The organism is Vibrio sp. 03_296 (genome assembly GCF_002265885.1).
Genome location: NZ_NPKW01000056.1, coordinates 108840 through 135830 on the forward strand (window position 1 = coordinate 108840; position 26991 = coordinate 135830).

General features: G+C 47.9%; 21 protein-coding genes. 14 read left to right on the forward strand and 7 right to left on the reverse strand.

The window, feature by feature from the left end:
- Nucleotides 1–180 precede the first annotated feature (180 nt).
- The 4 genes from CIK04_RS06560 to deoD form a co-directional block, all read right to left on the reverse strand.
- Complete coding sequence (locus tag CIK04_RS06560; RefSeq protein WP_015727569.1) at nucleotides 181–1764, reverse strand: GGDEF domain-containing protein; 1584 nt, start codon at nucleotides 1762–1764, stop codon at nucleotides 181–183.
- Nucleotides 1745–3244 (reverse strand): lipopolysaccharide assembly protein LapB, encoded by a 1500-nt coding sequence (locus CIK04_RS06565; RefSeq protein ID WP_017422372.1) that lies wholly within the window; start codon nucleotides 3242–3244, stop codon nucleotides 1745–1747. Before CIK04_RS06565 ends, CIK04_RS06560 begins: the two co-directional genes overlap by 20 nt.
- A gap of 160 nt (nucleotides 3245–3404) precedes the next feature.
- Nucleotides 3405–4874 (reverse strand): lactate dehydrogenase, encoded by a 1470-nt coding sequence (locus CIK04_RS06570; RefSeq protein ID WP_097352887.1) that lies wholly within the window; start codon nucleotides 4872–4874, stop codon nucleotides 3405–3407.
- Nucleotides 4875–4925: 51 nt separating this feature from the next.
- Nucleotides 4926–5636: a purine-nucleoside phosphorylase gene (gene deoD / locus CIK04_RS06575; RefSeq protein ID WP_011082389.1), complete on the reverse strand. Its 711-nt coding sequence runs from the start codon at nucleotides 5634–5636 to the stop codon at nucleotides 4926–4928.
- 415 nt (nucleotides 5637–6051) lie between these two features.
- Here deoD and CIK04_RS06580 point away from each other — a divergent pair, with 415 nt between their 5' ends.
- From CIK04_RS06580 to CIK04_RS06595, 4 genes are read left to right on the forward strand one after another with little or no spacing between them, the layout of a single operon-like run.
- A complete protein-coding gene (locus CIK04_RS06580) occupies nucleotides 6052–7005 on the forward strand; it encodes a DUF523 and DUF1722 domain-containing protein (RefSeq protein WP_176463294.1) in 954 nt (317 codons plus the stop codon).
- Nucleotides 6995–7801 carry a MerR family transcriptional regulator gene (locus CIK04_RS06585; protein WP_097352885.1) on the forward strand — a complete coding sequence of 269 codons (807 nt, stop codon included), beginning with the start codon at nucleotides 6995–6997 and terminating at the stop codon, nucleotides 7799–7801. Before CIK04_RS06580 ends, CIK04_RS06585 begins: the two co-directional genes overlap by 11 nt.
- 8 nt (nucleotides 7802–7809) lie before the next feature.
- Nucleotides 7810–9219, forward strand: a complete 1410-nt coding sequence (gene phrB / locus CIK04_RS06590; RefSeq protein WP_176463295.1) for a deoxyribodipyrimidine photo-lyase — start codon at nucleotides 7810–7812, stop codon at nucleotides 9217–9219.
- A 6-nt stretch (nucleotides 9220–9225) separates the two neighbouring features.
- The gene (locus CIK04_RS06595) at nucleotides 9226–10137 is read left to right on the forward strand and encodes a L,D-transpeptidase family protein (protein WP_232708669.1); all 912 of its coding nucleotides are present in this window, start codon (nucleotides 9226–9228) and stop codon (nucleotides 10135–10137) included.
- Between the two features lie 20 nt (nucleotides 10138–10157).
- Here CIK04_RS06595 and CIK04_RS06600 read toward each other — a convergent pair whose 3' ends face one another.
- Nucleotides 10158–10436, reverse strand: a complete 279-nt coding sequence (locus CIK04_RS06600) for an Lpp/OprI family alanine-zipper lipoprotein (protein WP_011082394.1) — start codon at nucleotides 10434–10436, stop codon at nucleotides 10158–10160.
- A gap of 356 nt (nucleotides 10437–10792) precedes the next feature.
- Between CIK04_RS06600 and CIK04_RS06605 the strand changes: the two genes are divergently transcribed.
- The 6 genes from CIK04_RS06605 to CIK04_RS06630 all read left to right on the forward strand — a co-directional run bounded on the left by CIK04_RS06605 (nucleotide 10793) and on the right by CIK04_RS06630 (nucleotide 20892).
- On the forward strand, nucleotides 10793–12136 hold the full coding sequence (locus tag CIK04_RS06605) for a DEAD/DEAH box helicase (protein WP_038939993.1): 1344 nt from the start codon (nucleotides 10793–10795) through the stop codon (nucleotides 12134–12136).
- 228 nt (nucleotides 12137–12364) lie between these two features.
- Complete coding sequence (locus tag CIK04_RS06610) at nucleotides 12365–14419, forward strand: prolyl oligopeptidase family serine peptidase (RefSeq protein WP_097352882.1); 2055 nt, start codon at nucleotides 12365–12367, stop codon at nucleotides 14417–14419.
- Complete coding sequence (locus tag CIK04_RS06615; protein ID WP_097352881.1) at nucleotides 14420–16555, forward strand: TonB-dependent hemoglobin/transferrin/lactoferrin family receptor; 2136 nt, start codon at nucleotides 14420–14422, stop codon at nucleotides 16553–16555.
- 16 nt (nucleotides 16556–16571) lie between these two features.
- A complete protein-coding gene (locus tag CIK04_RS06620) occupies nucleotides 16572–18863 on the forward strand; it encodes a proprotein convertase P-domain-containing protein (protein ID WP_097352880.1) in 2292 nt (763 codons plus the stop codon).
- A 15-nt stretch (nucleotides 18864–18878) separates the two neighbouring features.
- Nucleotides 18879–20330, forward strand: coding sequence for a DUF1566 domain-containing protein (locus CIK04_RS33200; protein WP_097352879.1), 1452 nt, complete (start codon nucleotides 18879–18881; stop codon nucleotides 20328–20330).
- A gap of 1 nt (nucleotide 20331) precedes the next feature.
- Complete coding sequence (locus CIK04_RS06630) at nucleotides 20332–20892, forward strand: DUF1566 domain-containing protein (protein ID WP_026050774.1); 561 nt, start codon at nucleotides 20332–20334, stop codon at nucleotides 20890–20892.
- A gap of 114 nt (nucleotides 20893–21006) precedes the next feature.
- Here the strand turns inward: CIK04_RS06630 and CIK04_RS06635 are convergent, their stop codons facing one another.
- A complete protein-coding gene (locus tag CIK04_RS06635) occupies nucleotides 21007–22650 on the reverse strand; it encodes a methyl-accepting chemotaxis protein (RefSeq protein ID WP_097352878.1) in 1644 nt (547 codons plus the stop codon).
- A 469-nt stretch (nucleotides 22651–23119) separates the two neighbouring features.
- On the opposite strand from CIK04_RS06635, the gene CIK04_RS06640 reads away from it, so the two are divergent.
- The 4 genes from CIK04_RS06640 (at nucleotide 23120) to pstB (ending at nucleotide 26655) form a co-directional block, all read left to right on the forward strand.
- Nucleotides 23120–23941, forward strand: a complete 822-nt coding sequence (locus CIK04_RS06640) for a phosphate ABC transporter substrate-binding protein (protein WP_039545511.1) — start codon at nucleotides 23120–23122, stop codon at nucleotides 23939–23941.
- An 88-nt stretch (nucleotides 23942–24029) separates the two neighbouring features.
- The gene (pstC, locus tag CIK04_RS06645) at nucleotides 24030–24962 is read left to right on the forward strand and encodes a phosphate ABC transporter permease subunit PstC (protein ID WP_026050773.1); all 933 of its coding nucleotides are present in this window, start codon (nucleotides 24030–24032) and stop codon (nucleotides 24960–24962) included.
- 21 nt (nucleotides 24963–24983) lie between these two features.
- A complete protein-coding gene (gene pstA, locus CIK04_RS06650; RefSeq protein ID WP_038940001.1) occupies nucleotides 24984–25847 on the forward strand; it encodes a phosphate ABC transporter permease PstA in 864 nt (287 codons plus the stop codon).
- A 58-nt stretch (nucleotides 25848–25905) separates the two neighbouring features.
- Entirely contained in the window at nucleotides 25906–26655 is a 750-nt protein-coding gene (pstB, locus tag CIK04_RS06655; protein ID WP_038940002.1) for a phosphate ABC transporter ATP-binding protein PstB, read from the forward strand.
- Between the two features lie 60 nt (nucleotides 26656–26715).
- Here pstB and CIK04_RS33205 read toward each other — a convergent pair.
- Nucleotides 26716–26991, reverse strand: a 276-nt coding sequence (locus CIK04_RS33205; RefSeq protein ID WP_325205699.1) for a hypothetical protein, incomplete at its 5' end; no start/stop codon positions are given.

The following is a 26991-nucleotide window of genomic DNA, read 5'->3' on the forward strand; positions in this document are numbered from 1 at the left end:
ATGAAAAAGCGTAAACAAAAGGTAAATCAAGTGGGATAAGTATTCGCGAAATCTCTCATTCGCGCAAGGCAATAATGAAAACTATCAAGTGCTTATGGGATGGAGCGCAAGGAGTGCATAAGTCGGGTATTGAGTGCAACAAAAAAGGCGGCAGTGCCGCCTTTAATCGAAAGGAAAAGGTTACTCTTCAATACAAACTTGGTTACGGCCGTTGGCTTTCGCGCGATACAACGCTTTGTCGGCACGATAGAAGGTGCGCTGGGTATTTTCGCCGTCACGATGCATGGTAATGCCAATCGACACCGTTAGGCCACGCTCACCAAGAATTTCTCGCCAACCAAACTGGAAAATACGTTCACGATAGTTTTCGGCATGAAGCTCTGCTTTCGCCAAATCGGTATTTTCAAGAATGACCAGAAATTCCTCTCCACCAAAACGCACGCAAGAAGCGCCACGAAAACGGAAATACGCCGCCAACTCCGATGACACATTGACAATCGCTTTATCGCCCACCAAATGGCTAAGCTCATCGTTGATCGATTTAAAGTGGTCGATGTCAATCACCATCAAGGCAAATGTAGTGTCGTGCAGCAACAGATCCTTCAGTTTGACATCCAACCAACGACGGTTATGCAAGGCTGTAAGAGGATCGGTAAACACGTCTTGTTGTAGTTGAGCAACGGTGTTCTTGTGTTGCTGAGTAGTCTCTTTGAGCTCTTTGTTTTCGATTTCAGAGAGGATTAATTTCAACTGCAACTCAAAACGAGAGATACGGCGTAATTGAGCGGCCCCCAACTCACTGATGGGAATATGTTTCATCAGATCGCTTTCGATACGAAAGCCTTTTTTCTCGAAGACTAACGCCTCTTTGAACAGCCCTTGAGCGGCAAGAACTTCGCTCATTGCCTGATAAAACTGCTTGGCAATGATAGGGGATGCTTTCATCTCGATGTTTTTGGATGAACTGGTGAGCAGCAGATTCGCCAACTCTTTTTTGCCAATAGCACAAAGCGAGTAGGTCATCTCAATGCGGTTCATTACCGATAACCAAGTGGAGTTCAAGTTGCCTGAAATGTACTGCACTTTGGAAAGCGACAGCAGGGCCGACACGTAATCTTTCTCAAGACGATGGATTTTTGCTTGATAGAGAAGAATTTGCCCAGAAAGAATTTTGTCACTGACGAGGATACTCAGTTCTTCACACTCTTTGAGTAGATCCTTCGCTGCACTAATACGACCAAGGTTGATGTAACAAGCGAGCATGTAGAGCTTGTAACGCAGGCGTAATGAGCGGCTACTGATGGCGTGATCGATACCATCGATTTTTTGGTAATAGCGCAGCGCGCGTTGATGATCGCCATACGCGTCGCACAAGTTACCCATCCCCAAGACTGAGGTAACATACTCATCAAGAAAGCCGTGTTCGACGGCAATGTTTGATGCCCCAACGTATTCATTGAGCGCACCGGCGTAATCCCCAATATCGACCAATCGCTCGCTGAGATTGGCTTTGACCGTCAAAATGTCTTCCGCATTTTCCGGTAGAGTGAGCAGCGACAAGGCTTCTTTCAATTCATCAATACTGAGCTGTACTTGTTTCAACTTGAAACGATATTCTGCACTGATGATGTAGCAGTGGGCTTTTTCAGTATTGGTCGAGGCGACGTGTTGCCTCACGTGGTTCCATAAGATGATCGCTTCTTCACCAGACACAGAGGTTGGATCAAAACCGGCATCAGTTACTTTACTCAGCAGCTTTTCCATGTTTTTTCTTTCCCTTGGTCTTGGTTCTGTGTGAATCCTCTAATTGTTCCAGTGTGAATGGGAAGGTGAGGATATCTTGCAAAGAGAGTTGAGGTAGCGGGCCGTTCAGCCCTCGGCGCTGCCACGGGTAGATCGAAATCATGGTGGAGACGACATGAAAAAGGGCGTCTGCAGGTTCGTCTTTTTCACGGATTAACATGGCTACGCGATCGCTGCTCAAGCGAGAGATGAGATCTTTTGGTGTCGACAAGCTATGCGCTAACTCGGTACACACTTCCAGATACGCAGGATCTGCATGTTGGATCATGATGATGGAATGGTTGGCCTGCTTGAGTTCGGTTTTAAATAAGACCAATTGTTCCCACCAATAGGTTTCAGACACCACATTCGAAAACTGACGCTCTGGATCGTATTCGTGCTGGGCTCGAATACGGTTAATGAGTTTGCGTGCTCGCTGTTCGAGTTGACGTTTGGAGCTACGTGCTTTATCTAGACCAACGCGGTTAGTTTGCTCTCGCAGCATTTGCAATGAGTAGTGGCGATACTTGCGAAAGGCCTGATAAGCCACCTCAAAGTTGCCTTGCTCTTCCGCCACTTTGGATTGTTGGAAGCAAATTTGGCTTAACAGTTCACCATTATCAAATTGCAACGCAGAGATTTCAGCTTGGTCAAGTAAGACCGAAGCATTAAGGGTATTTTTCCGTAGCAACTCTAAACGCGCGCGGCTGATAAAGGAATGGGCTTTCATCCAAGTGAGGTTGTGTTCAACCGCAAGATCATGTGCTTTTTTGGTTGCCTCGTCGGCGGCATCCAAACGCTCCAAGCCGAGTAAGGCCAGACCGCGAAAATCCCAGATTTCCGCTTGCCATGTGTTGTCGGGGTAGTCTTTGAGTACTTCGCTAGCCCCATCCAAGATGGTCAGCATTTCCACGTAGTTATTGAGCAGGTAGTAGTCCCAAGCCAGCAAAATACGCGCTTTGCCTTCCGCCCAGTTAATACGTGCATTGTTTGCGACTTTAACCGCGAGCTCGTGTGTCGACGCAGCCAGTTTGTAATCGTTGGTGATACGCCAAACGTTGCCCAAGCCAATTAACGCTTCAATCTGTATCTCGGTTTCATCAATCAACGCGGATTGTTCCAGCGCGTTAATCCAGTATTGCTGAGCAGAGTAATATTTGGCTTGACCCCAGTATTGTAGGGCATATAAGTGGAGAATTTGAGGTAGTCGGTCGTCGTTGTCGAGGCGGTTTTGTTTGCTGTGGGCTTCTTTGATGAGTTTTAAACCACGGCGGTAATCCATCAAACACCAACAGCAGTGCGACTGGATTAAAAGGGCTTCAATTTCCGCTTCTGGGTAGACAATTTGCTCGGCGCGGATGTAGCACTGCTCGGCAATTTTCAGTACCTCCGCAGGCTCACTATTTACGCGGGCTTTGATTTGTCTAAGTTCAGCGTCTAACTGAAGTTGGCTTTTATCCAAAATTTACATCCATGCGATTCAGTTGGCGTACAACACGTTCATTATATTGACGTGTCAAAAATTCGCATCATTCATCCGCAATAATTTACTGAGTTAATACTAAATGAATGACAATATTGGGTGTCGTTTCACATAATCTTAACCCAGACAGACGATAGTGCTAGGACAGAAGCTGTTTAATGGTTAATGGGCTCTCTGTAACACCTAGTCGTTGGGCTGGCGTTTGTCCATGTTTATCTTGGTAGCACAAATTATGCCAAGCTCTGAAAATGTCGAGCAATGGTAAGACGCCACCTGGTCTGAGTTTTCGTCTTGGTTCGTTGACAAACCCTTCAAACAATAACTGAAAACGTGACTGATAAAACGAGATATTTCGCGTGGTTGCTTTGTTAAACCATTGTTCTGGCTGATTTTTGTTACCTGCAAGATAACAAATACCTTTGAGTTTGCTGCCTTGGTTGGCAATTGCCCAGCGATCTCGCCACCAACTCATGTAGACAATGTCAAACTTTTCAAATGATTGGTTTAAATCCCAACTGGGATCTTCGTCGACATAAAGCAGGTCAACATTTTGACTTTGGATTCGAGGGAGGCAAACACTCAGGGCCGCAGAGCGCAATAGTGGATCTTGTGGCATGTAAAGTGAGACGCGTCCAGCTTCATTACACATATCCAGCACATGCAAATAATGCGCATAAGAGGTGTAAGGCGGACGAACTACGGCGCCTTTCGTCGGGTAGTTGAAGGTTGCCATATTTCCCATTGGATCTTCAACGTTGCCGCGGGCCAAAATGGTTTGGTATTTCTGGTCGATACGTTCACGCAGATAGTCAGAAGGTGTGTTTTCTGGCTCTTTTGCCTCAGCGGTGTACTGCGGAGAAACAAAACGTGAAATCGCTTCGTAAGGGTTGTGATCAACCGTACCTATTGGCTCTTCTTTGGCAGAGTAGTTCACATGTTGGCAAAGAATATAGCCAGAATGCGCATCGCCTGTGGCCATCCAATAGACACCATTGTCGCTATTGGGTTGCAAACGTTGGTAATGAGAAGCAAGTTCGTAATTGAGCGCATGGTTGACCCATCGCGCATCAATCGTTGCCAATTTACGGCGGCAACGGCTGGCAATGTGTTCAACATGGTCATAAAACGTTTTTGGGTTGATGGCCAGTTTACGGCAAATCTCGCGCACCGAGTAACCGGTGAACAACAGGCCCATTAAGTTTTCTTGAAACTGAAGCTTTTTGTTGGCGCCAGACCATTTATCGACAAACGTGGATTGGCATGCTTTGCAGCGATAGCGTTGGCGATCACCACTGTAACCAAAGGCATGGTAGAGATGTTTGTGGGTATGAACAGAAAGGCCAAAGTTTGCGCAGTCGTCGTTTCGACACGCAGGCAAACCATCACTGTGAAGTTGACGTAAGCGATGCAGCTCATTCAACACTTCACGGTTGTTAAGTAAGGGGGGGAAAGCTCCACATTCACGACAGACCATCGCTGGACGCTTAGGGTTCGCATGTTGCAAAACGTATCGTTTTGCATCGCTCAGACCAAAGTTGTCACACGCCAATGTTTTACAAAAGTTGAGTTGTAACCCATCTGCGTCTTTTGGCAGTTCGCCGTTAGACACGATCGCCCCCTCGGGATTATTCGGATGGCTGGGCGAACCCAGCCAAAAAACTTAAAGATTGATTGCTGTTTCTAGAGCGACTTTCATCATGTCGTTGAACGACTTCTGACGATCTTCAGAGCTTAGTTTCTCGCCACGGATGATGTGGTCAGAAACAGTCAGAATAGTCAGTGCTTTTGCTTTCAGATCCGCAGCCACACCGTAGATGCCCGCCGCTTCCATATCCACACCTAGGATGCCCAGTTTTTCCATCTTCTCGAAGATGTCTGCTTCTGGTGTGTAGAAAAGATCCGCAGAGAATACGTTACCAACTTTTACTGGTACGTTTTGCGCACGTGCTTGTTTAACGGCTTCTTCCAATAGACCGTAATCCGCCAGTGCAGCGAAATCGTGATCGTTAAAGCGGATACGGTTTACTTTAGAATCCGTCGAAGCACCCATGCCGATCACAACGTCCATCAGGTTAACGTCGTCGCGCACCGCGCCACAGCTACCAACGCGGATAACATTTTTCACGCCGTATTCAGCGATCAGTTCGTGAACATAGATACATGCAGATGGGATACCCATACCGTGGCCCATAACAGACACTTTTTTACCTTTGTAAGTGCCAGTGAAGCCGAACATGTTACGAACGTCACAAACTTGTTTTACATCTTCCAAGAAAGTTTCTGCGATGTACTTAGCGCGTAGCGGATCGCCTGGCATAAGTACGGTTTCTGCGAAATCACCTGGTTGTGCGTTGATGTGTGGGGTTGCCATAGTATTCTCCAATATTTCTATTGAGGTAATTGTCATCAAAAACAGAGTCAAATTACCAATTCTGTTGAAACTGTTTTCGTTCGTTGAGGCAATACTAGCTAGATAATTCGCCATTCCATGAGATGTGGCTCACAAAAGCTCCTGATTATACATTTATAACCACGATTGATAACTAAAAATGTTGAAACTTAAAGGGCAATCGATTTGCCATGCTTGAGGTGCGTCACTGGTGCGTTGGGAGGGGGTGGGAGCGTCGCAACTTATGGGTGATTTGTTACATGTTAATAACCTATGACATGGTTTAGTAACGTTAATTGTGGATTTTTCCTAGATATGTACAAAAAAAATATTTGTACAACTCAAGTTTGCTTGCTATAAATTGTACAAGTAATTTTTTTGTATAAGGGTGATGAGCATGAGTTCTTCTACACTAAAGATCGGTATCAGTGCATGTGTGTTGGGTGATCAAGTCCGTTTTGATGGGGGACACAAACAGAGTCGTTTTGTGGTGCAGGAACTGATGCCACACTTCTCCTTTGTACCGGTTTGCCCTGAGGTGGGGATGGGAATGCCTGTACCGCGCCCGACGATTCGCCTTATTTCGAATGAAGAACGAATCGCGATGGTGGAAACAAAGAACCCTGACAAAGATTACACTGAGCAGATGCTCTCTTACTCTGAGCAGCAAGTTGATCGATTAATGGCACACTCTTTAAGTGGTTACATTGTCTGCGCAAAATCACCCACCTGTGGCATGGAGAAGGTCAAGGTCTACAAAGCTCATGGCGCGGAGAAAGAAGGCGTTGGTTTGTACACCCAAACGCTGATGCGCAAAATGCCTTGGTTGCCGGTGGAAGAAGATGGCCGCCTGAACGATCCTGTGCTGCGTGAAAATTTCATCACTCGTGTTTATTGCCTGCATGATTTTAATACCAACGTACTGAATCAGTTGTCGCGCAAAAGCATCGTCGAGTTCCATTCTCGCTACAAACTGACCTTGATGGCACATCATCCAGAGTCTTACAAAACCTTGGGCTGCTTGGTAGCCAAAATAGCTGATTATGATATCAACGAGTTTGCTGTTGAATACCGTCAAGGGTTGATGGTCGCGTTAACCCATCGAGCAAGCCGTAAAAACAACACCAATGTGTTGATGCATGTTCAAGGCTATTTTAAAAAGGCACTGAACAAAGAGCAGAAAAGCGAGTTGGCGCAAGTGATCGATGATTATCGCACAGGTATGCTGCCACTGTTGGCACCATTGACCTTGATTCGCCACTATCTCAATACCCATCCTGATGGCTATTTGGAAAGCCAAAAATACCTCAAGCCTTATCCACAAGAGTTGAAATTACGTTATGGTTTGTAATGAAAAAAATGCAGTAGAAAAGTTGTATGCGATTCGCGAAGTCTCTGAGATTACGGGGGTTAAGCCGGTCACTTTAAGGGCGTGGCAGCGTCGCTACAATTTGGTTCAACCCGAACGTACGGAGAAAGGGCATCGACTCTACAGTGAAGACAATATCGAGATGATTCGCGAAATTCAGGGTTGGCTCGCTAAAGGCATTGCCATCGGCAAGGTGAAAGATCTGCTGGTAAACCCCGATGCCGAAGGCGCGTTGGCAGCGGAGAGTCGTGAGTTAGATGAAGTCGAACGAATGTTGACAGCTCTGTCTGTACTGAACGCAGGCAAGGCTGAGTCGGTGCTCAATACGGTGCTGAAAGAGTATCCATTTTCGGTGGTTTGCGATCAGTTCTTATATCCGGTCATGACGGCATTGGAACGGGTTAAAAGCACCACTCGTAGCCTACAAAAAGGCTTACTTCGTTCTATGCTGCATACTCGTCTTACCTTTATTGTTGAAGCAGAGCGGAAAGCGGCCAGTAAAGGCAAGTGTCTACTGCTTTCCTATGAAGGCGGGGATTTTATTGCAGGATGGATGGAGGCAGTGACGTTAAGCGAACAAGGTTGGTATGTCACCTTGGTTGATGGAGTGGAAGATCTTTCTGGGCTCGATTTTGCTGATGTCACCGAACACTATCAGCGTGTGCATATTTTCTCGCATCGAGCGTTGCAAGAGAAACAGATGAACATGGTTAAGTCCATGCTCGATAACAACAAAGTTACGTTGAGCGATGTTCTGGCTCGACTCCAGTTTGGGTAGGGATGGTAATGAAGCTGGTTTGGTTACGCAGAGACTTGCGCAGTGTGGACAACACAGCGCTCAATCATGCTATTGCGACTTCACAAGAGGTGGTTGCCTGTTTTGTGGCCACCCCTTTGCAATGGCGTGATCATCATATGGCGCCCATGCAGGCCGATCTCATTGCGCGGCGTTTGGCGGTGCTGGCGGAAGAACTCAACGCGCTGAACATCCCGCTGTTGTACGACGAAGTGGATGACTACGCTCAAAGCGCAACACGTGTTGCGAACTGGGCTGAACAATTGGCGGTTAGTGAAGTGGTGTTTAACCGCGACTATGAAGTCAATGAGCGTGTTCGTGACGAACAGTTAATCAATCAGCTCGCATCATCAGAGATTGGAGTCCTCGATGTCGAAGATAAGTGTGTGCAGGCACCTGGCTGCGTGTTGAATAAACAGGGGGACTATTTCAAAGTCTTTACACCGTTTAAAAAAGCGTGGCTGAAATCGTTTGTTCCTCCACAGATCATCAAAACCTCAGCGGCGCAGCCGGTTGTATTGCCTGAAGCGCTGCAATCATCACTTTGGCATGAGCAGGCGCCGTTTGGCTACCCACGAGAAAGCAGCGAGGCATGGTCTGTTGATTCTCAACAGATTCGTGAGACGTTAAGACGCTTCTGCCATGAGGAAGTGGATCGCTATCACGAGCAACGAGATTTCCCTGCCACGGCAGGCACCAGCGTGCTGTCCCCTTATTTGGCGATTGGCGCCATTTCGGTCAGGCAATGTATTGCACGACTGTATTGGCAGCAAAGTTATCTGTCGAATGGTCGTGAAGTGTGGTTGAGCGAGCTTATTTGGCGTGAGTTCTATCATCACCTGATTCATTTCGAACCCAAGTTGGTCAAAGGGCAGGGTTTTGTTGAGTGGGAAAAACATCTGCTATGGCCAGCAAAACCGGACTGGTTTGAACGTTGGTGCCGAGGGGAAACAGGCTACCCCATTGTGGATGCAGCGATGCGGCAACTCAACCAAACGGGATGGATGCATAATCGCTTGCGCATGATCGTGGCCAGTTTTCTCACCAAAGATTTGCACGTCAACTGGCGGCTGGGCGAGCAATACTTTATGCAGAAACTGGTGGACGGTGACTTTGCGGCCAACAATGGAGGCTGGCAATGGTGTGCCTCGACAGGGTGTGACGGTCAACCTTATTTTCGGATCTTCAACCCAATTACGCAGGGAGAGAAGTTTGACCCGAATGGCGAGTTTGTGAAGCACTGGCTACCAGAATTAGCGCAGGTGCCGAGTAAGTTCGTTCACCAGCCGTGGAACTGGACAGGTCACATGCAGTTAGATTACCCAGCGCCAATGGTTGATCACAAACAGGAAAGAGAGATAACCTTGTCTTTGTATACCCAAGCCAAGGATTGTCTCTGAATGAAAATGCCAAAACCCACATTGATTACGCTTTTCTGTGCGGCATTGATGAGTTGGAGGAGCGACGCTGCGACTTATGATCTTCCCGCGGAAGGCAGTCGGTTAATTGGACGCATCCAGCATCATGTTGTTGAAAAAGGCGAAACCATGGCGAACATCGCCAAGCAATATGATGTGGGCTTTTTGGCCTTGATGGCAGCCAATAAAGGGGTAGACCCATTTCTGCCTCAGGAAGGTTATGTGCTTTCTATCCCTAGTGAAATGGTGCTTCCGCCCGTGGAGTACCAAGGCATAGTGATCAATTTAGCGGAGTTAAGGCTTTATTATTTTGAGCCCGAGCTGGGTAAGGTGCATGTTTTTCCGGTCGGGATTGGCCGAGTCGGGCGTGATACGCCAGAAATGGTGACGTCGATTCGTGAAAAACGACCGAATCCAACCTGGACACCTCCCGTTTCCATCCGTAAAGAGTATCGAGAAAAAGGCATCGAGCTGCCTAAAATTGTCCCGGCTGGGCCAGATAACCCGCTGGGCGAGTACGCCCTTCGCTTAGCGTATGGCAGCGGTGATTATTTGATCCACGGAACGAACAAAGATTTCGGTATCGGTTTGCGCGTCAGTGCTGGTTGCATTCGCATGGAGCCAAAAGATATTGAATGGTTGTTTTCTCAAGTGGACAAAGGACAGAGAGTGAAGATCATCAACCAGCCGGTGAAAGTGTCCCTTGAGCCGGGGCGAATTGTTTACCTTGAAGCGCACGAGCCACTCACCAGAAGCAATGGGGTTCAGGATGAGTTAGTTGTGCCAATAGAGTTGGATTGGTGGTTGAGCGAGTTAAATCTGAATGATTCGAAAGCGAAAGCGGTGATTGCGGCACAAAATGGTGTGCCCGTAGAGGTAGCTGCGCCAGGTTTTGAATAACCCGACGCAGATTACAGCAATTACTTCGTGTACGACTGAGCGATATTATCGATACGCTCGTTCGCACGTTCTGCTTCTTCTTGAGCTGCCATCGCTGCTGTAGCAGCTTCTTTGGCTTTCATCTCAGCGTCCGCTTGATTGCTCTTAAGTGCAGCCACTTCTTTTGTCAGTACATCGACTTGATTCTTAAGATCTTCTACCTGCGCCATTGCTGCTTTGGTTTGTTCATCTGGCCCCGATGCACAACCGGCAAGTAAAAGAACAGAAGAGGTGGCAGCTGCAATTAGGATCTTATTCATAAAAACTCCTTGTTCTATAATTGTCTGTCATTATTGACACTAATGTCATATGACTCTTTGATTGTAGCGACAATAAATGACAACAGCGAATTAAAAAGTGAGCAACGTCCACATATTGAAGGATTTTTACCGAGTTCTAACAGAGATGAGACGTTTTTCTGTGTTGTGTGTCGGATCTGGTTAGCCTATTGCTTGACATGAACTTGGGTAATCGAATTTTTAGGCCGATGTTTCCTGTGAAATGTGGATAATTTTTCTGTGATCTCTATCCTTTATTGTGCGGTTTAAGGTATCATTGCGCGTTTTTATTGATTCCCTCTCGGCGGCAAAATAAGCGGCCAAGATAGTGCAAAATAGTGGAGAAACCTTTGCAATTTAAAGATTTAGGCTTAGATAATCGCCTACTGAAGAACCTAAAGCACTTAGATTTTCAGAAAGCGACGAAAATTCAACAGCAAGCGATTCCAGTTGCGATTGCTGGTAAAGATTTGCTGGCATCCTCAAAAACAGGTTCTGGCAAAACGCTGGCGTTTGTTTTGCCTATGCTTCATAAGTCTTTAAAAACAAAAGCATTGTCAGCGCGTGACCCGCGTGGTGTGATCCTTGCGCCTACTCGTGAACTTGCAAAACAAGTGTATGGAGAGCTTCGTACCATGTTGGGCGGCCTTTCCTACGACGCAACCTTGATCGTGGGTGGTGAGAACTTCAACGATCAAGTAAAAGCGTTAGCACGCTACCCTAAATTCATTGTCGCGACTCCAGGGCGTCTTGCGGATCACTTAGAGCACAAATCTGTGTTCCTAGAAGGTCTTGAGACCTTGGTACTAGACGAAGCAGACCGTATGCTCGATCTGGGCTTTGCACCAGAGCTACGCCGCATCCACAATGCTGCGAAGCACCGCCGTCGCCAAACGTTAATGTTCTCTGCTACGTTGGATCACGCAGAAGTGAACGATATCGCATCAGAAATGCTGGATGCACCGAAGCGTATCGCCATCGGTGTGTCGAATGAAGAGCACAAAGACATCACTCAACGTTTCTACTTGTGTGATCACTTAGATCACAAAGAAGCGCTTCTAGAGCGTGTGTTGAGCGAAGCCGAATACCGTCAGGTGATCATTTTCACGGCGACACGTTCGGATACCGATCGTCTGACTGAAAAACTGAATGAGAAAAAGCTGAAAGCGATCGCGCTAAGCGGCAGTTTGAATCAAAATCAGCGCAATACCATCATGAGCCAATTTGAGCGTACCGTGTTCAAGATCTTGGTGACGACGGATGTGGCATCGCGTGGTTTGGATATTTCAACTGTGACGCACGTGATCAACTTTGATATGCCAAAGCATACCGAAGAGTATGTTCACCGTATTGGTCGTACTGGCCGTGCTGGCAACAAAGGCGATGCCATCTCCTTGGTCGGCCCGAAAGACTGGGATAGCTTCAAACGTGTAGAAGCTTACCTTCAGCAAGACATCGCTTTCTCTGAATTTGATGATCTTAAGGGCAAGTTCAAAGGCATCAAACCACGTAAGCCCGATTTCCGTGCGAAGAAACAAGCCACGACGAAGAAAGCACGCCCACAGAAGAAAGCTGTGTCGAAAACACCAGCGAAGCGTGATAAGAGCTTCTACCAAAATGTGGCAGTGGGTGATTCAGTGTTTATTCCTAAGAAAAAACCTGCCGCACCAACGGAAGAGTAACCTTCCTAGCGTTATCGCCTAAATGAGAAACCGCCCCGATATTCCGGGGCGTTTTTTTTACCTCTCTGCTGGAAGATTGTATTTGAGTAATTACTTAAATTGATATCTATTCTCATTTGCATTTGTGATCTGTATCACTATTTTTGGGTAAATGATAATTGATGTTATTTGCATTTGAGTGCAAACTAGCGTCCTTTCATTTGCTTTATAAATGTAACTTCCAAAACTATGAAATTTATTCATCTTCTTTTGATGCTGGCATGGCTCCCGGCAGGGTTGAGTTTTGCTCAAAATTCCTCTGTGACGGATAAGGATGCTAAAGACAAGTATGATTGGCTGCGAGATGATTCACGCAGTTCACCGCGAGTGCGTGCTTACCTAGAAGAGCAGAATCAGCTTACAGCACAAAGATTGCTTGAAAGCGAGAGTTTGGCACACATGCTCGAGGAGCAGTGGCAAGCGATGCAGCCTGAGAAAGGTGAAGAACCATGGGGTTATCGTGAAGGAGAGGAATGGAAGCTAACTAACCAAGGCGGCAGTTTGCAGTTGATGCGCCGCGACCCACTCACTCAACGAGCAGAGGTGGTGTTCTCGTTTTCCGAGCGACAAAATAACACGGCCTACTATCAAGTGGGTGAGTGGGCCATCTCGGCAAAGCGTACACACTTGCTCTTTACCGAAGATAGTCAAGGTAGCGAGCGATATCAAGCGGTGTTGGTCGATTTAAAACAAGGCCATATGGTTGAAATTGCGAAAGATTTGGACACGCCAGTGTTGCTCTCTCGCGATGGTTTGACTGCTTATGTGATTGAAAAAGATCAGTCTCAGCGTCCATCGAACATCATGGCGATTGAGCTCGAAACGGGTCGTCAACACAGCTTGTGGCAGGAAACGCGAGCAGATTGGTTGATGTCGTTTTATGCCGCCAGTGATGCAAATTACGCGCTATTGCAAAGCAACAATGAAAACAGCAGCGAACAAAAAATCCTCGACTTGCGCACTGTAGAAGTCTCCGCTGTTCTGCGTAAAGCTGAGCAAGGGATGGAATATTATGCGGATATCAGCCAGCAAACGCTTTTTGTTCAGAGCAATCATGCTGGTGATTTTCAGCTTTATCAGGCACCGTTGCAGGCACCGACTGATTGGCAACGCTTTAGTGATCACATCACAACGCTGAATCAGTTCTATCTGTTTTCGGCAGGTGTTGTGGTGAGCGCTAGCCAGGGTCCAGATTCATTACTTTCGGTATTAAGCTACCGTGGTGAACTACGCAAGCAAATCCCCTTGAATCACGCTGGTGAAGCGGCTTGGGTTTCGAGAAATGGCGATTTCGCCAGTAACAAAGTGCGCATTCGTAGCATGTCGATGACCACGCCACCGACTTGGCGAGAGCTAGACGTGAGCTCGCTGAGCATCAAAGAAATCGCCCAAGATCGCTACGCCAATTACCAGCCCAGTTTGTACCGTACTGAGCAGATTTTGGTGCATTCTTCTGGTGTTGAGGTTCCGGTGACGCTTGCGTACCGTCGTGACAAGCTCACGGCAACTTCCCCAGTGATTCTTTATGGTTACGGTGCTTACGGCTTTACCATGAAACCTTATTTTATGCCGCAGACCATCAGCTTACTTGATCAAGGCGCCATATACGCAGTGGCGCATGTTCGTGGGGGCGGCTACTTTGGCGCGTCATGGCACGATGCAGGGAAAGGGATCAACAAAAGCAACGCCATCGCCGATTTTGTCGCCGCCGCTCAAACACTTCGCCATGTTCGCTTGAATGGAGAGGGAGCAGAGCCGGTACAGCGCGACATTTACCTAATGGGATCCAGTGCGGGCGGCACATTAGTGGCGGCAGCGATCAACCAAAAGCCGGAACTGTTTTCAGGGGCCGTGATCAAAGTGCCGTTTGTTGATGTGCTCAACAGCATGTCAGACAGCCGATTACCGCTCACTGAGCAGCAATATGGAGAATGGGGTAATCCCGAGCTGCCCGCTCAACGAAAAGCGATGCAAGATTACGACCCTTATCTCAACCTTCAATCGGCCACTTATCCGCCAATGCTGGTGCAAATTGGTTGGCACGATCAGCGTGTGCCGTATTGGGAAGGGGCGAAGTACCTGACAAAACTGGCGGCTCTTAGTACAGGAACCGGGCCTTATTTGTTGCAAACGGATTTTGATTCAGGCCACGCCATGGACAGGCGTAAAGGATTGGCGCAACAAGCCAAAGAGTATGCTTTTTTACTTTCACTGATCAAAACATCGAATAAATCGGAGCAATAAATGAAACTAACGCCTGTCTCAGCGGCGGTACTGTCGGTACTCGCTGCCAACTTCGTGCACGCTGAAAATGACCACGCCGTGATGGAAGAGGTCGTCGTGACGGCCAATCAAATCGAGCAACCGCTATCGGAAGTGGCGGGCTCTGTGTCGGTGATCAGTGGTAAAGAACTCGAGAAAAAAGGCCAAACGGAGCTGTACGATGCGCTGCGCAATGAGCCCGGCGTCAGTGTCACGGGAGGCGCGGGTCGGCCACAAAACATCGCCATCCGTGGTATGACGGGCAACCGAATTATGATCGTTCGTGATGGCGTGCAAAGTGCCGATGGCTTTGGTGCCAATGACATCAATGACAAAGTGGGGCGTAACTCCTTTGACTTGGTCAACGTCAAAAGTATTGAAGTGGTGAAAGGAGCCAGTTCATCCATTCACGGTTCAGGCGCGCTGGGCGGCACCGTCGTGATTGAATCGATGCAGCCAAGTGACTACTTAAAAAATGACGATTTCTATGCTGATGTGGCCACCACGTACACAGGCATCAGTGATAAAACCCAACTGATGAGTAATTTGGCCTTTCGATCAGGCAACACTGACTCGTTGTTGACGGTCGCGTATTGGCAGGGAGAGGAAACACGCAACTTCCATCAAGATAACTATCAGCGTGAGTTAGAAGGGGCGAGCGCCAATTACCAGCTCAACCATTTTGTTGGTGATGCGCTGATGTTAAGTATTGCCGCAGATGCCTATCGTGAAGGGCAAATTCGTCGTGAAGGGAGCCCAGGTATACATGCGGATGGAAAATGGGACCAAAACCAGTACTACGAAGACTCGCACGTCACGGATCTTGGCGTTTCAGCTGGGTTGGAATATCAGCCTGTGGACGCTTTTTGGTTCGATGAAGCCAAAGCCAAGTTGTATTGGCGAGACATGGCTGATGTAGAAGATATCAACCGTCTCTACGGCAGGCTGGATCAAAATGGCATTACGGAGCAAAAGCGCAGTTTAGACAACAACGAATTTCGCGATCAGCTTGTGGGCTTTCGTGCTGATATGACCAAGGCCTTTGCCACCGCTCAAACTGAGCACCAACTTGCTTATGGCTTGAAAGTAAACAGCAACCGCTATTCGAGAACGTCTGAGCGTCAATCTTTGGTTTCGGGTGGCTCAAGTGCGTTCAGCAAACAACCTTTCACACCAGCCAAAGCGCTCAGTGTGGGCGTCTATGGTTTAGAAATGATGCAGTATGGCCGCTGGACAACCACGTTGGGGCTGCGGTTTGATGCTCATCGCCTTACGCCAGATGGCGATGCACACAGCAACGGTTTCGCCATGAAGAATATCGACAGCCAAGAGTGGTCACCGAGCTTCTCTATCGCAAGAAAAGTGGCTGACGCTCATCAGATCTATTTTTCGTACAACCATGGTTACCGTGCGCCAACGTATGATAAAGCATACGGCTATGTGTCTCATGAAGACATTCCATTCACTCCGTTTGTCATCATTCCTAATATGGATCTCAAAGCCGAAACCAGTGATTCGTTCGAGGTGGGGCATAAGTTTGATAACGGCACCTCACGCCTTTATATCGCGCTGTTTTACCAACAATTTGATGATTTCATTGATGTCAAAGAAGTGGGCATGGTTGGCCCTGTGACTCTGAAGCAATACCAAAACCTTAACGGCGTTGAAACCTACGGTGCAGAGCTATCGGCTGCCCACCAGATCAACGAGCAATGGTTACTGGCGACGAAAGCGGGTTATGTCGACGGCAAAAATGACCAAGGCGAATACATTCGAACCCTTACGCCTGTGGAAGGTAACGTTGAGCTGAGTTACGCCAAGCAAAACGGGTCTGCATCATTGCTGTGGAACTGGGCAGCAAGTATGGACCGTGTACCTGTGTGCGTGAATGACTTCAATCAAGAAGTGTCGTGCGCCAAAACGGCGTCGTGGCACAGCTTCGACCTGTTTGCTTCTTATCAATGGAATAAGGATCTGACGTTGAGTGCCTCCATCGTCAACCTGTTCGACAATGAATACATTCGCTATCAAGACGTGGCGGGCATTTCACAAGCCCACACCACTTATTCCACAGAGCCGGGGCGCTATTTCACGGCCAACGTGAAATACCAGTTCTAAGCGCAAGGAGTCGAAGATGAAGACCAAACTCACCTTACTTGCCCTGCTACTGGCGATGAATCCGATGGTTGACGCAGCGCAGTGGGATTACCCCGAAGAGCGAGTGACCTTGAATAGCGTCGAGCAAGTTCAGCAGTTTGTTCAGCAGCATTATGCTGATCAGGGCGAATTTAAACTCAGGTATCAAACCACCTCACTGTTGGGCCATCACTATAACTTTGATGTTTGGCTACATGGGCAGTACCAACAGCAAAAAAGCCTTGTGGTGACAACGGATCAGCAGCACCGAGTGGCGCGCGTGTTTCGTAGTTTAGAAAACACGGTGTTGCTCAATGGCGAGCCAACCACGGCGGTGGAGTTGGAACACCCTCGAAGATTAGAGGCGGATTTTCCTCCTGCCCTAGAACAAGGCGAACTCGAAACGGTTGAAATACAGGTCTTCGACCCCGATCTTCGCACGCAACAACAACTTCCGGCCCCAAGCAGTGGCTGGAACAGCATGGATGACTACCCCGGCGCGATGGAATATCAACGTCGAAACGTCAGCTTGCTAAAAACCGATCAGGGTTATTTTTTGCGCAACCGAAATGTGGTCGAAGTGGATGCTAAAGCACTGATTTCAGTGGAGAAGCAAGATGGTGTATCGGTCAGAGACGAAAGCGGTTTCGCGGCGCCGTCGGGGATTAGCCATTTTGCAGCCTTGACGGATCTGCAAACGCTGGATAGTAATGATCCGCGTTTTTTGGCGGTGATGGCGTTTTACCATCTTGACCATTCGCTCGAATACACCAAAACACTGGGCTATGCGCTGTTTAATGAGCCACTAAAGTTTGATGGACGTGGGCTGTCTGCCAACAATTCTACCTATTATAAAGGCCCTCAGGCGGCGATGTTTGGCTTGGGTGGTGTTTCACCAGATGCGATGGATGCCGATGTTATCTTGCATGAGCTTGGCCACGGTATTCACTATCAAATTGTGCCTGATTGGGCATATGGCCATAGCGGTGCGATCGGCGAAGGGTTCGGTGATTATTGGGCTGGTAGTCACAGTTATCGTCAGCAATATCTCGATGCCGCAAGGCGTGGCCAAGAGTTTGAACTGGATACGGTGTTCAATTGGGATGGCGTGTTTGGAAATCGTCTCTCAACTCGAAGCTTGTGGAACCAACGTGCGCGCTATTTTGAACATGGCCACTATCGAGCACACGAAAGTGTTGGGGGCGAGTTGGGTGATGAATTGTGGTCAACACCGTTGTTTCAGGCCCTGAAGGAGTCGGTCACCTTGCTCGGTGACGGGGATGAGCGAGTGTTTCGTCATTTCGATACGATCGTTTTGCAAGGTATGTATGGACTCGGGCGCGGTGTAAAGATGCACGATTTGGCGGAAAGCACCGTGCTGGCCGCTGCCACTCTTTACCCTGAAAAACCGTATGCAGAGATTTTGCAACGCCATTTTAAACGACACGGATTGTTAAAAGCACCGTTCACCAGCCGTCTTGAAAGTAAATACATCACGGATGCGAAACCGCTCTCTATTGAGCTGGTGGCCAACGGTCGAGCTGCAGAGGTTGAGGCAAGACTTTCTCTTCAGCAACAGATCTTGGTGGAGAAGCAGAGCCAACTGACCCATTCACTTACCCTCAGCTCGGAGCTACCAGAAGGGTTGGTATGTGGCCAGCCGTTTGTCGCGCAAGTGGAGACCGATTATCGTCATCAGCCTTGGTTGGCAAAGCAGCAGTGGCAAGAGTCGATCACCTTGGTGCGAGGTGTACCTCAGTTGGTCAATAGTGCGCAGCAGATGGACGCGCGACTGAATGATGCCGGCACTGACGCGCAGGGCCGTTTTAACGTTGGGCAACAGATCTTCTCGCAGACATTTCTTGATCGCGACGTCACCATTGGTGAACAGTTCGCCATTTATCTCGATATTGACCACGCATCAATGGCGGATTTGTCTATCACTTTGACCTCACCAAAAGGTGACAAGCTGGTGCTTTGGAATCACCAAATCAGTCAGGGCAACGGCTTCAAAGGTTATTTCACGGTGGCTCACGACGCGCAATTAGCGCCCTTACTCGGTCAGCAAGCCTGGGGACGCTGGCGTCTAGAGATCATGGATTCCATCGAAGGCAATCAAGGTCGGTTAAACGCGTGGGGCATTAGCCAGTTTGAGCAATACCAATGTAATGAAACCCGTGCAGATAGCACTTCGAAAAAATCGGGTGGGCAACTCAATCTCTTTGTCCTCTGGGCGCTCTTTTCCATATTTGTGGCTCGAGCGTTTTGCTCTCGCCAAAATTTAAGCTAAGCAGAAGAAAACAACATGAAACGACACTATTCCCTTATTGCCTCCGCGCTGCTCTTGGCAGGCTGTGGTGGCTCATCATCTGGTGGCAGTGCCACCAACACGGCGCCCACTTATTCATTATCCGGTCAAGTTGCGCTGGCGGAAGCGAACAGCACGAACACCAAAGTGTGTGTTGACTACAACCAGAACTCGCGCTGCGATCAAACGGAAAGCACCATCGCGTTAGATGGCAATGGCCAGTTTCGTTTTCAGTCGACCAGCAAAACTTTCTATAGTCGTCCAGTATTAGCCGAGGTGGCGTTCGCGGGCAATCAAACCCTCTATCTTTCTACGCCGGGGCAGAGTAAAGAAAAAGGCATGGTGATCAACGAAGTCACGTCATTGATTTCTGCCATGGTCACCCAAGGCGTTACCGTGACGTTTGCCAAGGAAAAACTGCAACAACAGTTAGCGGATGTGGGTGTTGCGGTGGGAGACGATCTTCTGACGATAGGCCAACCGAATGGCCTTGAGGTGTTGAACGACAACGTACGCCGAGTGCTGGGTAAAGTAAACAGCCATGAGCAATCACGTATTTTGGCGCAAATTGCCCACCAGTTGCAGTTTGCTGGGCAACATTTAGCGACGGATGCTTTAAGCGAGCAAACCATAGAGCAGTGGCTCGAAGCGATCAGAAACCAGCCAGTACAACGCCAAGTGATTAACGATACCGGGGTTGTTAAGCATTTCTCTGGCAACAGTGTGAGCTTAGAAAACGCGCCAAGCGAGCATTATCCGGGTCAAGATGCTTCATTTGGTTTTGATCAACTCGATAGGCAGGAAAGCACACAAAATGGCTTCAAACTGGTCAAGCTCGATGGCAATGGCAACCCATTAGCAGATGACGCTGAGCAGTGGTCTTGTGTTCAAGATCTGCGTACAGGCTTGATCTGGGAAAACAAGAGTGCCGATGCGCAGTCGCTTCAATATCGCGATCGTATTTTCACCCTCAAGTTACCTCGTTTCGAACCGTATGCGGAAGACCTTGCGGCGTCTGGGTGCCACGATGCGGGCGACAACATTTGTACCACGCAAGATTACGCGGAGAAGCTCAGTCAGCAAACCTTGTGTGGGCAAACCAACTGGCGCTTACCGACGGTGCAAGAGTTCTACAATCTCATCGATTTTGGCGAGCAATCTCAAACGGAAACCGGCCAACAAAAAGGATTAAATCAGCGTTACTTCCCGCAGCAATCATTGGGGCATCCCGATCTGGATCCGTATGGCTACGTATGGACATCGACGGTGAAATTCACTCAATACAACGCGTATGCTACCGAAGGCAGTATCCAATCGGCGGCGGTGCGACTGTTGGGTGAAGACCGCGGCCAAATCGAATACTTTGAAATTTATTCCGACATGGTGGAAGCCGATTACGGCACCTCTTTCCAACTACCCGTCCGTATGGTTGCAGCAAAAGGGAACTAAGATGAAAAAAACACTCACAACATTGGCGCTGCTCCTTGCTTCAAGTTCGGTATGGGCAGAACAACAATGCTTAGACGGCTTAACTCCAACGGCATCGAACGCCCGTTTTAGTTACTCTGATCTCGGCACCGTAACCGACAAGCAGACTGGCTTAACCTGGATGCGTTGTGCCGTTGGCCAACAGTGGAATCAGGCTCAAGAGCGCTGTGAAGGCGAAGCCCAGTTAGAGAACTGGCAAAGCGCGTTGCAAACGGCTCAAGCGGTCGATGACGAAAACGCCAACCACGCCTTGTTCAATTTTGCTGGTAAGCGTGGCTGGCGAATGGCCAATATTAAAGAGTTAGTCTCTTTAACGGAGGCTGCGTGCCATTCCCCATCTTTGAATGCTCGAGCTTGGGGTTCAGCATACACGGTAGAGCTGGGCAATTTGGCGGTTTATATCTGGAGCAACACACCATCCACTCAAGGCGCGTCTGCACTGAGTTTTGACAGTGCCAATGGCGAAGTGTATCACCACGCACAAACTCAGGGCCTGAGTGTCTTATTGGTGACTGAGCAATGAATAACGGCTGTCTAAGTCTACTGGCAATAGAAAAGCGCATCGAAGTTCGATGCGCTTTTGTTTATACAAGAAACGCCCTACCAAAAGGCAGGGCGTGTGATCGGTGTGTTGACGTTAGACTTTAAAATATCCCAACTGCTCTTTTTGGTTCTCCGCGAGAGAGGAGAGTTCTTGGCTCGCTGCCGCCGCTTGAGTAATGCCCGTGACATTTTGGCTCACCAGCTCGTAAATATTGCTTAAGTTTTGGTTGATATCTTTGGTCACTTGGTTTTGTTCTTCAGACGCGGTAGCCACTTGAGCGCTGATCAAGGTGAGCTCTTCAATTGAGTGGCTAATCTCACTTAGGCTTTGGCTCACTTCGCCCGCCAGTGTTTGATTGCTCGCCAGTGTTTCAAGGCTGGAATTCATGCTCTCATTCGCGCGTCCAGATTGCGTTTGCAGCTCTTCAATAATGGCTTGGATCTCTTTGGTTGAATCCTGAGTTCTTGCGGCGAGCATACGAACTTCGTCGGCAACCACAGCAAAGCCTCGACCACTTTCTCCAGCGCGAGCCGCCTCAATGGCCGCGTTCAGTGCCAGTAGGTTGGTCTGCTCTGAGATGCTTTGAATCACCTCAATCACTTTACCAATTTGCTCAGACTGAACTTTCAGCGAAGTCACTACCCCTGCCGCTTGATTGAGCTGCTCAGCCATCTTATCGTTGGCGCGATTATTTTGTTCAAACATGCTGAGAGTGTGTTTTGCCAATTGGTTTGCTTGGCTAGAAGCTGTATCCGCTTTGACCGCATTGGCGGTGACATCTGCAGCTGTGGATTCTAACTGGCTAACGGCAGAGGCGACTTGCTCCACTTCATTTTTCTCTTGATCAGAGTTGACGCTTGATTGTGTCATCACAGCGGCAAGCTCTGTTGAGGCCGATGCCACATCAACGCTAATACGAACCAATGCGTCCACGGTATTACGCAGTTGATGAATCGTGGTGTTCACGTCTTGAGCCAGCTGTGCGACTTCGTTTTTACCTTCCGCTTGAGCTTCTACTAACAGATCGCCTTTAGCGACCGCTTGCATCGTGGTTTGTAGCGAGCGAATCGGTTTTACGATCATATGAGCCAGAGCCATGCTAATAATCGCTGCGATGGCCAAAATACCAAGCATGGCAAAAACAGAGAAAGTCAGCGTAGCGTTGTGTTGATTGCCGTTATCTTTAACGTCTTCAATGGCAATTTGATTGAGTTTTTGCGAAAGCACATCAATTGCTTTAACCATTTCTTCGCCGGCTTTGCGGTAGGCGGTCATCGCAACATCGTACTGTTGTTGAAAACCGGAAGAGAGGTAGCTTTCACCGTGTTTTACCTTGAGCAGAGGTAACATCACATCACGTGAGTAATCGACATAGTGGTTAAGCGCTTGGCGCATCTGTGCCACTTCATTTTTCAGGCCCGGCACGGTTTCAATCGCGTTGAGCAGTGAACGAATTTCATTTTGCTTGTCGGATAACACGGGGATCAGTGTGGTCAGATCGTCTGGGCGGAATAGGCTGTAAATCGCCTTGATCCGCATTCCGTACATGTTATCGACAATTTCACCTAATTCACCTTTGTGAACGATGAGTTGTTCGGTAGAAATGGTTACACGCTCAAAAGCATGTTTTAAGTTGCTTGCGCCAAGGGTGACCCCCCCGAGCAACAAAACGATAGTAAAAGCAACAGGAACCAACACCTGCGCTTTTATCGAAAGTGTATTTAAAAAACGACGCATTAAAAACGACCCTCTGTGAACAAATAATTAATGAGAATGAATATTATTGTTTTATTTTTATTAGTGGATGATTGTAACCATTCGCCTGCTGTATTCAATGACTTATTTCGTTACAAATGTCACTAGTAGTTTGTAGTCACTCTCAAAATTGGCGGGTAAATAGCAATTATCAGAGAGTGCTCACAATGTGCATAAAGCACGATTTTTCATAGAGTAAAATGTCTAGGCTAAAAAGTGAGCTTTTCAATAAAACCGCTTTCATAACGGCTTTATTGATAGAGGTGGTGGGGTTACTTCATACGATTTGTTACACATTGATGCTACTCGATTGGTGGATTTATTCGCACAACTGTCAGCAATGTGTCACAGAGGGTTCAATTAAGTGAAACACAACTGTCATATTCACATCCTAAAGTGAGCATCGTTCAAGTGAAACACAACGGCAATTTGGCCAATAAAGGATATTGTGATGAAAAAGACAGTAATCGGTGCAATCGCTCTTATGAGTGCTCTGACAGTGACAACCGCTTCGGCAAAAGAAACGATCTCTGCAGTGGGTTCAAGCAGCGTAACTCCACTGATGGAAGTTTTCTCTGAAACATACATGAAGAAAAACCCAGAAGTTTTTATTGAAGTTCAAGGCCCAGGTTCATCGGCAGGTGTTAAAGCGGCAAAAAATGGCTCTGCTGATCTCGGTATGTCTTCACGTGACCTAAAATCGTCTGAGAAAGAAACCGCTTTGGTTGAAGAAGTGATTGCTCGTGACGGTATCGCAGTGGTTGTTAACCCAAAAAATACGCTGAAAGGTCTGACTGCTGAGCAGGTTTCTGCCATCTACAAAGGCGAAGTGACGAACTGGAAACAAGTTGGTGGTGAAGACAAACCCATCGTTGCGATTACTCGTGATACAGCATCAGGTACACGTGGCGCGTTTGAAGACATTCTTAAACTGAAGAAGAAAATTTCGGGTAAAGAAGTGTCTGCCATCTCTCAACGTGCTCAAGTGGCGAACGGTAACGGTGCACTGAAAACGATGGTTGCTTCAAACCCTTACGCTATCGGTTACATCTCGTTAGGTACTGTTGATGAGTCGGTTCACCCGCTAGCTATCGATGGCACGGATGCGTCAATTTCAAACGTGAAAAACGGTTCGTACAAAGTGGCTCGTCCATTCCTTGTTCTTTACAAGCAGGGCAAACCATCTGCTGAAACGCAGAAGTTCCTTGATTGGATGCTGACCCCTGAAGCACAAGCCATTGTAGAGAAGAAAGGCTACATCTCAATTAACTAAGTAATGATTTAAAAGTTTGCTCAGCCCAATGAAAAGGGCTGAGCGTTTTCCATTCACTTCGACTTGTTCGAAACGTGAGATTAGATTCATGACCATCGCAACAAATAGTGAAAAGCTTATGAATAATGAAGCTAAAGCTATCGATAAACCTCGTTTACGTACGCAAAAGCGCATTGACTGGCGCGAACGTATTTTCCATGGCTTGTTTTTGACCAGTGCGGTTATCGGTATTGTTTCTCTAGCCGTGATTGCCTACTTCATCATCCGAGAAAGTATTCCAGCTTTCCAAGAAGCGGGCGTCTCAGGCATTGTGTTAGGCCAAGATTGGTTACCACCGGCGCTTTATGGTGTCGCCACCATGATCGTTGCCTCGATGGTATCGACGTTTGGTGCGGTGCTTGTTGGTGTTCCTGTTGGGGTACTGACGGCGGTTTTCATCGCTGAAATTGCGCCTAAACGTGTCGCAGATATCATTCGTCCTGCGGTTGAACTGTTGGCAGGTATCCCTTCGGTCGTATACGGTTTCTTTGGCTTGGTGATTATTGTCCCATTGATCCAAAACGTCTTTGATGTGCCTGCGGGTAACACCATCTTAGCGGGTATCATTGTGCTTGGTGTGATGATCCTACCTACGGTAATCACCGTTTCTGAAACCTCGATTCGCGCGGTGCCGAGAGCTTATAAAGAAGGCTCACTGGCATTGGGTGCATCGAAAATCTTTACTATTTTTAAACTGCTCGTTCCTGCGGCACGCAGCGGCATCATGACTGGCGTTATCCTCGGTATTGGCCGTGCGCTGGGTGAAACCATGGCGATCATCATGGTGATGGGAAATGCTCCTGCCATGCCTGAAGGCTTATTGGATTCAGCTCGTACGCTAACGGCGAACATTGCAATTGAAATGTCATACGCCAGTGGTGTTCACGCCAACGCGCTTTACGCGACTGGTGTTGTGCTCCTGGTGTTCATCATGGTGTTGAATGCCGCGCTGCTTTACCTCAACCGAGAAAAAGCGAAGTAATCGCAAGTGAAGGTGACATTTATGGAACGCGCAAAATTAAAACAATCTCGTCAAGTAAAAGACAACATTCTTAATGCTCTGGTTTGGGCGGCAGCCGCTCTGACGGTGGGCTTCTTGTTCTGGATTATCTGGTACATCCTTTCTAACGGCTTGCAGCATGTGGATTGGAACTTTATCTCCGACAATTACACCCGTACAGGTGAAGAGCATGGCATTTTCCCGATGATCATTTCGACCATTTACATGGTTGTGGCATCGATTGCTGTCGCCGCTCCACTAGGGATCATGACGGCTATCTACTTAACAGAATACGCCAAAGTGGGCAGCCGATTAGTTAAGGTGATTCGCTTTTGTACTGAATCGTTGGCCGGAATTCCTTCGATTATCTTTGGTCTGTTTGGTATGACATTCTTTGTCGCCATTCTTGGTCTAGGATTCTCGATTCTCTCGGGGGCCTTAACGCTGAGTATTCTTATCCTGCCGGTGATCATCAGGACGACAGAAGAAGCGCTGATGGCGGTACCACAAACCTACCGCGAAGGCTCGTATGGTCTCGGTGCATCAAAAATCTATACCATCTGGCGTTTGATTTTGCCGAGTGCAATGCCTGGTATTTTAACCTCGGTGATTTTGAGTATTGGCCGCGTGATTGGTGAATCAGCACCAGTGTTCCTTACCGCTGGTATGGTGGCACGAATTCCAGACTCACTACTGGATTCTGGCCGAACGCTGACGGTACACCTCTATAAGTTGACGACAGAGCTGTTTACCATTGATGAGTGGAACCAGGCGTACGGGACAGCCACCGTACTGATTGTGGTGGTGCTGTTGATCAACATGGTAACCAAATTAATTGCAAAACGTTTTAACACAGCGACTTACTAACGATGAATAACCAAAGACGCTCAAGACGTTAATTGAAAAGAATTCAGAGATTAAGACTATGAACAAATTTGATATCGAAAACCTAGACTTGTATTACGGTGAAAACCAAGCGCTGAAAGCGATTAACCTACCGATCCCAGTTCGCCAAGTTACGGCGCTTATTGGCCCATCCGGTTGTGGTAAATCCACCTTATTGCGTTGTCTGAACCGTATGAATGACCTGATCGAAGGGGTGAAGATTACCGGTAAGTTGGCAATGGATGGCGAAGACATCTATGGCAACGTTGATGTGGCAGATCTGCGCATTAAGGTTGGTATGGTGTTCCAAAAGCCAAATCCATTCCCGATGAGCATTTATGAGAACGTGGCGTATGGTTTGCGTGCGCAAGGCGTTAAAGACAAAAAATACATTGATGAAGTGGTCGAGCGTTCACTGCGTGGCGCAGCGTTATGGGATGAGGTGAAAGATCGCCTGAAATCGCATGCTTTTGGTCTTTCTGGTGGTCAACAACAGCGTTTATGTATTGCGCGCACCATTGCGATGGAGCCGGATGTCATCCTAATGGATGAACCAACGTCTGCGCTTGACCCAATCGCGACGCATAAAATTGAAGAGTTGATGGAAGAGTTGAAAAAGAACTACACCATTGTGATCGTTACGCACTCCATGCAACAGGCGCGTCGAATTTCTGATCGTACTGCCTTTTTCCTAATGGGTGAGCTGGTGGAGCACAACGATACTCAAGTGATCTTTAGCCAGCCAAGTGATGACCGCACTCGTGGCTATGTAAACGGCGATTTTGGTTAATCTGCGAATTGACGTTTAAACGGAATTATAACTATAAGCGATGGTACTTTTGCCCCTCTCTCAGAGGGGCTTTTTTGTTTGCCCAGCGAAGCTGGCAAACCCGTCGGGTTGAAAGAAGCCCGAATCGCCCTGACTGAGGGGAAGATAATCCGAATTGCAAGGGCGTTGCTGGCCAACGGCAGGGTCTGAAGGAAGCAATAGGAAGTTAACAGTACACAACGTAAGTGAACCTGCTTCGGCAGCATAGGTGGGTAAGCGTCCGAAACATCGCAAAGCCCAATACTCAGTCAGATCTATGCTGTGCTTGAGGGTGGCATTGTTAACAGGGAGCCAGTG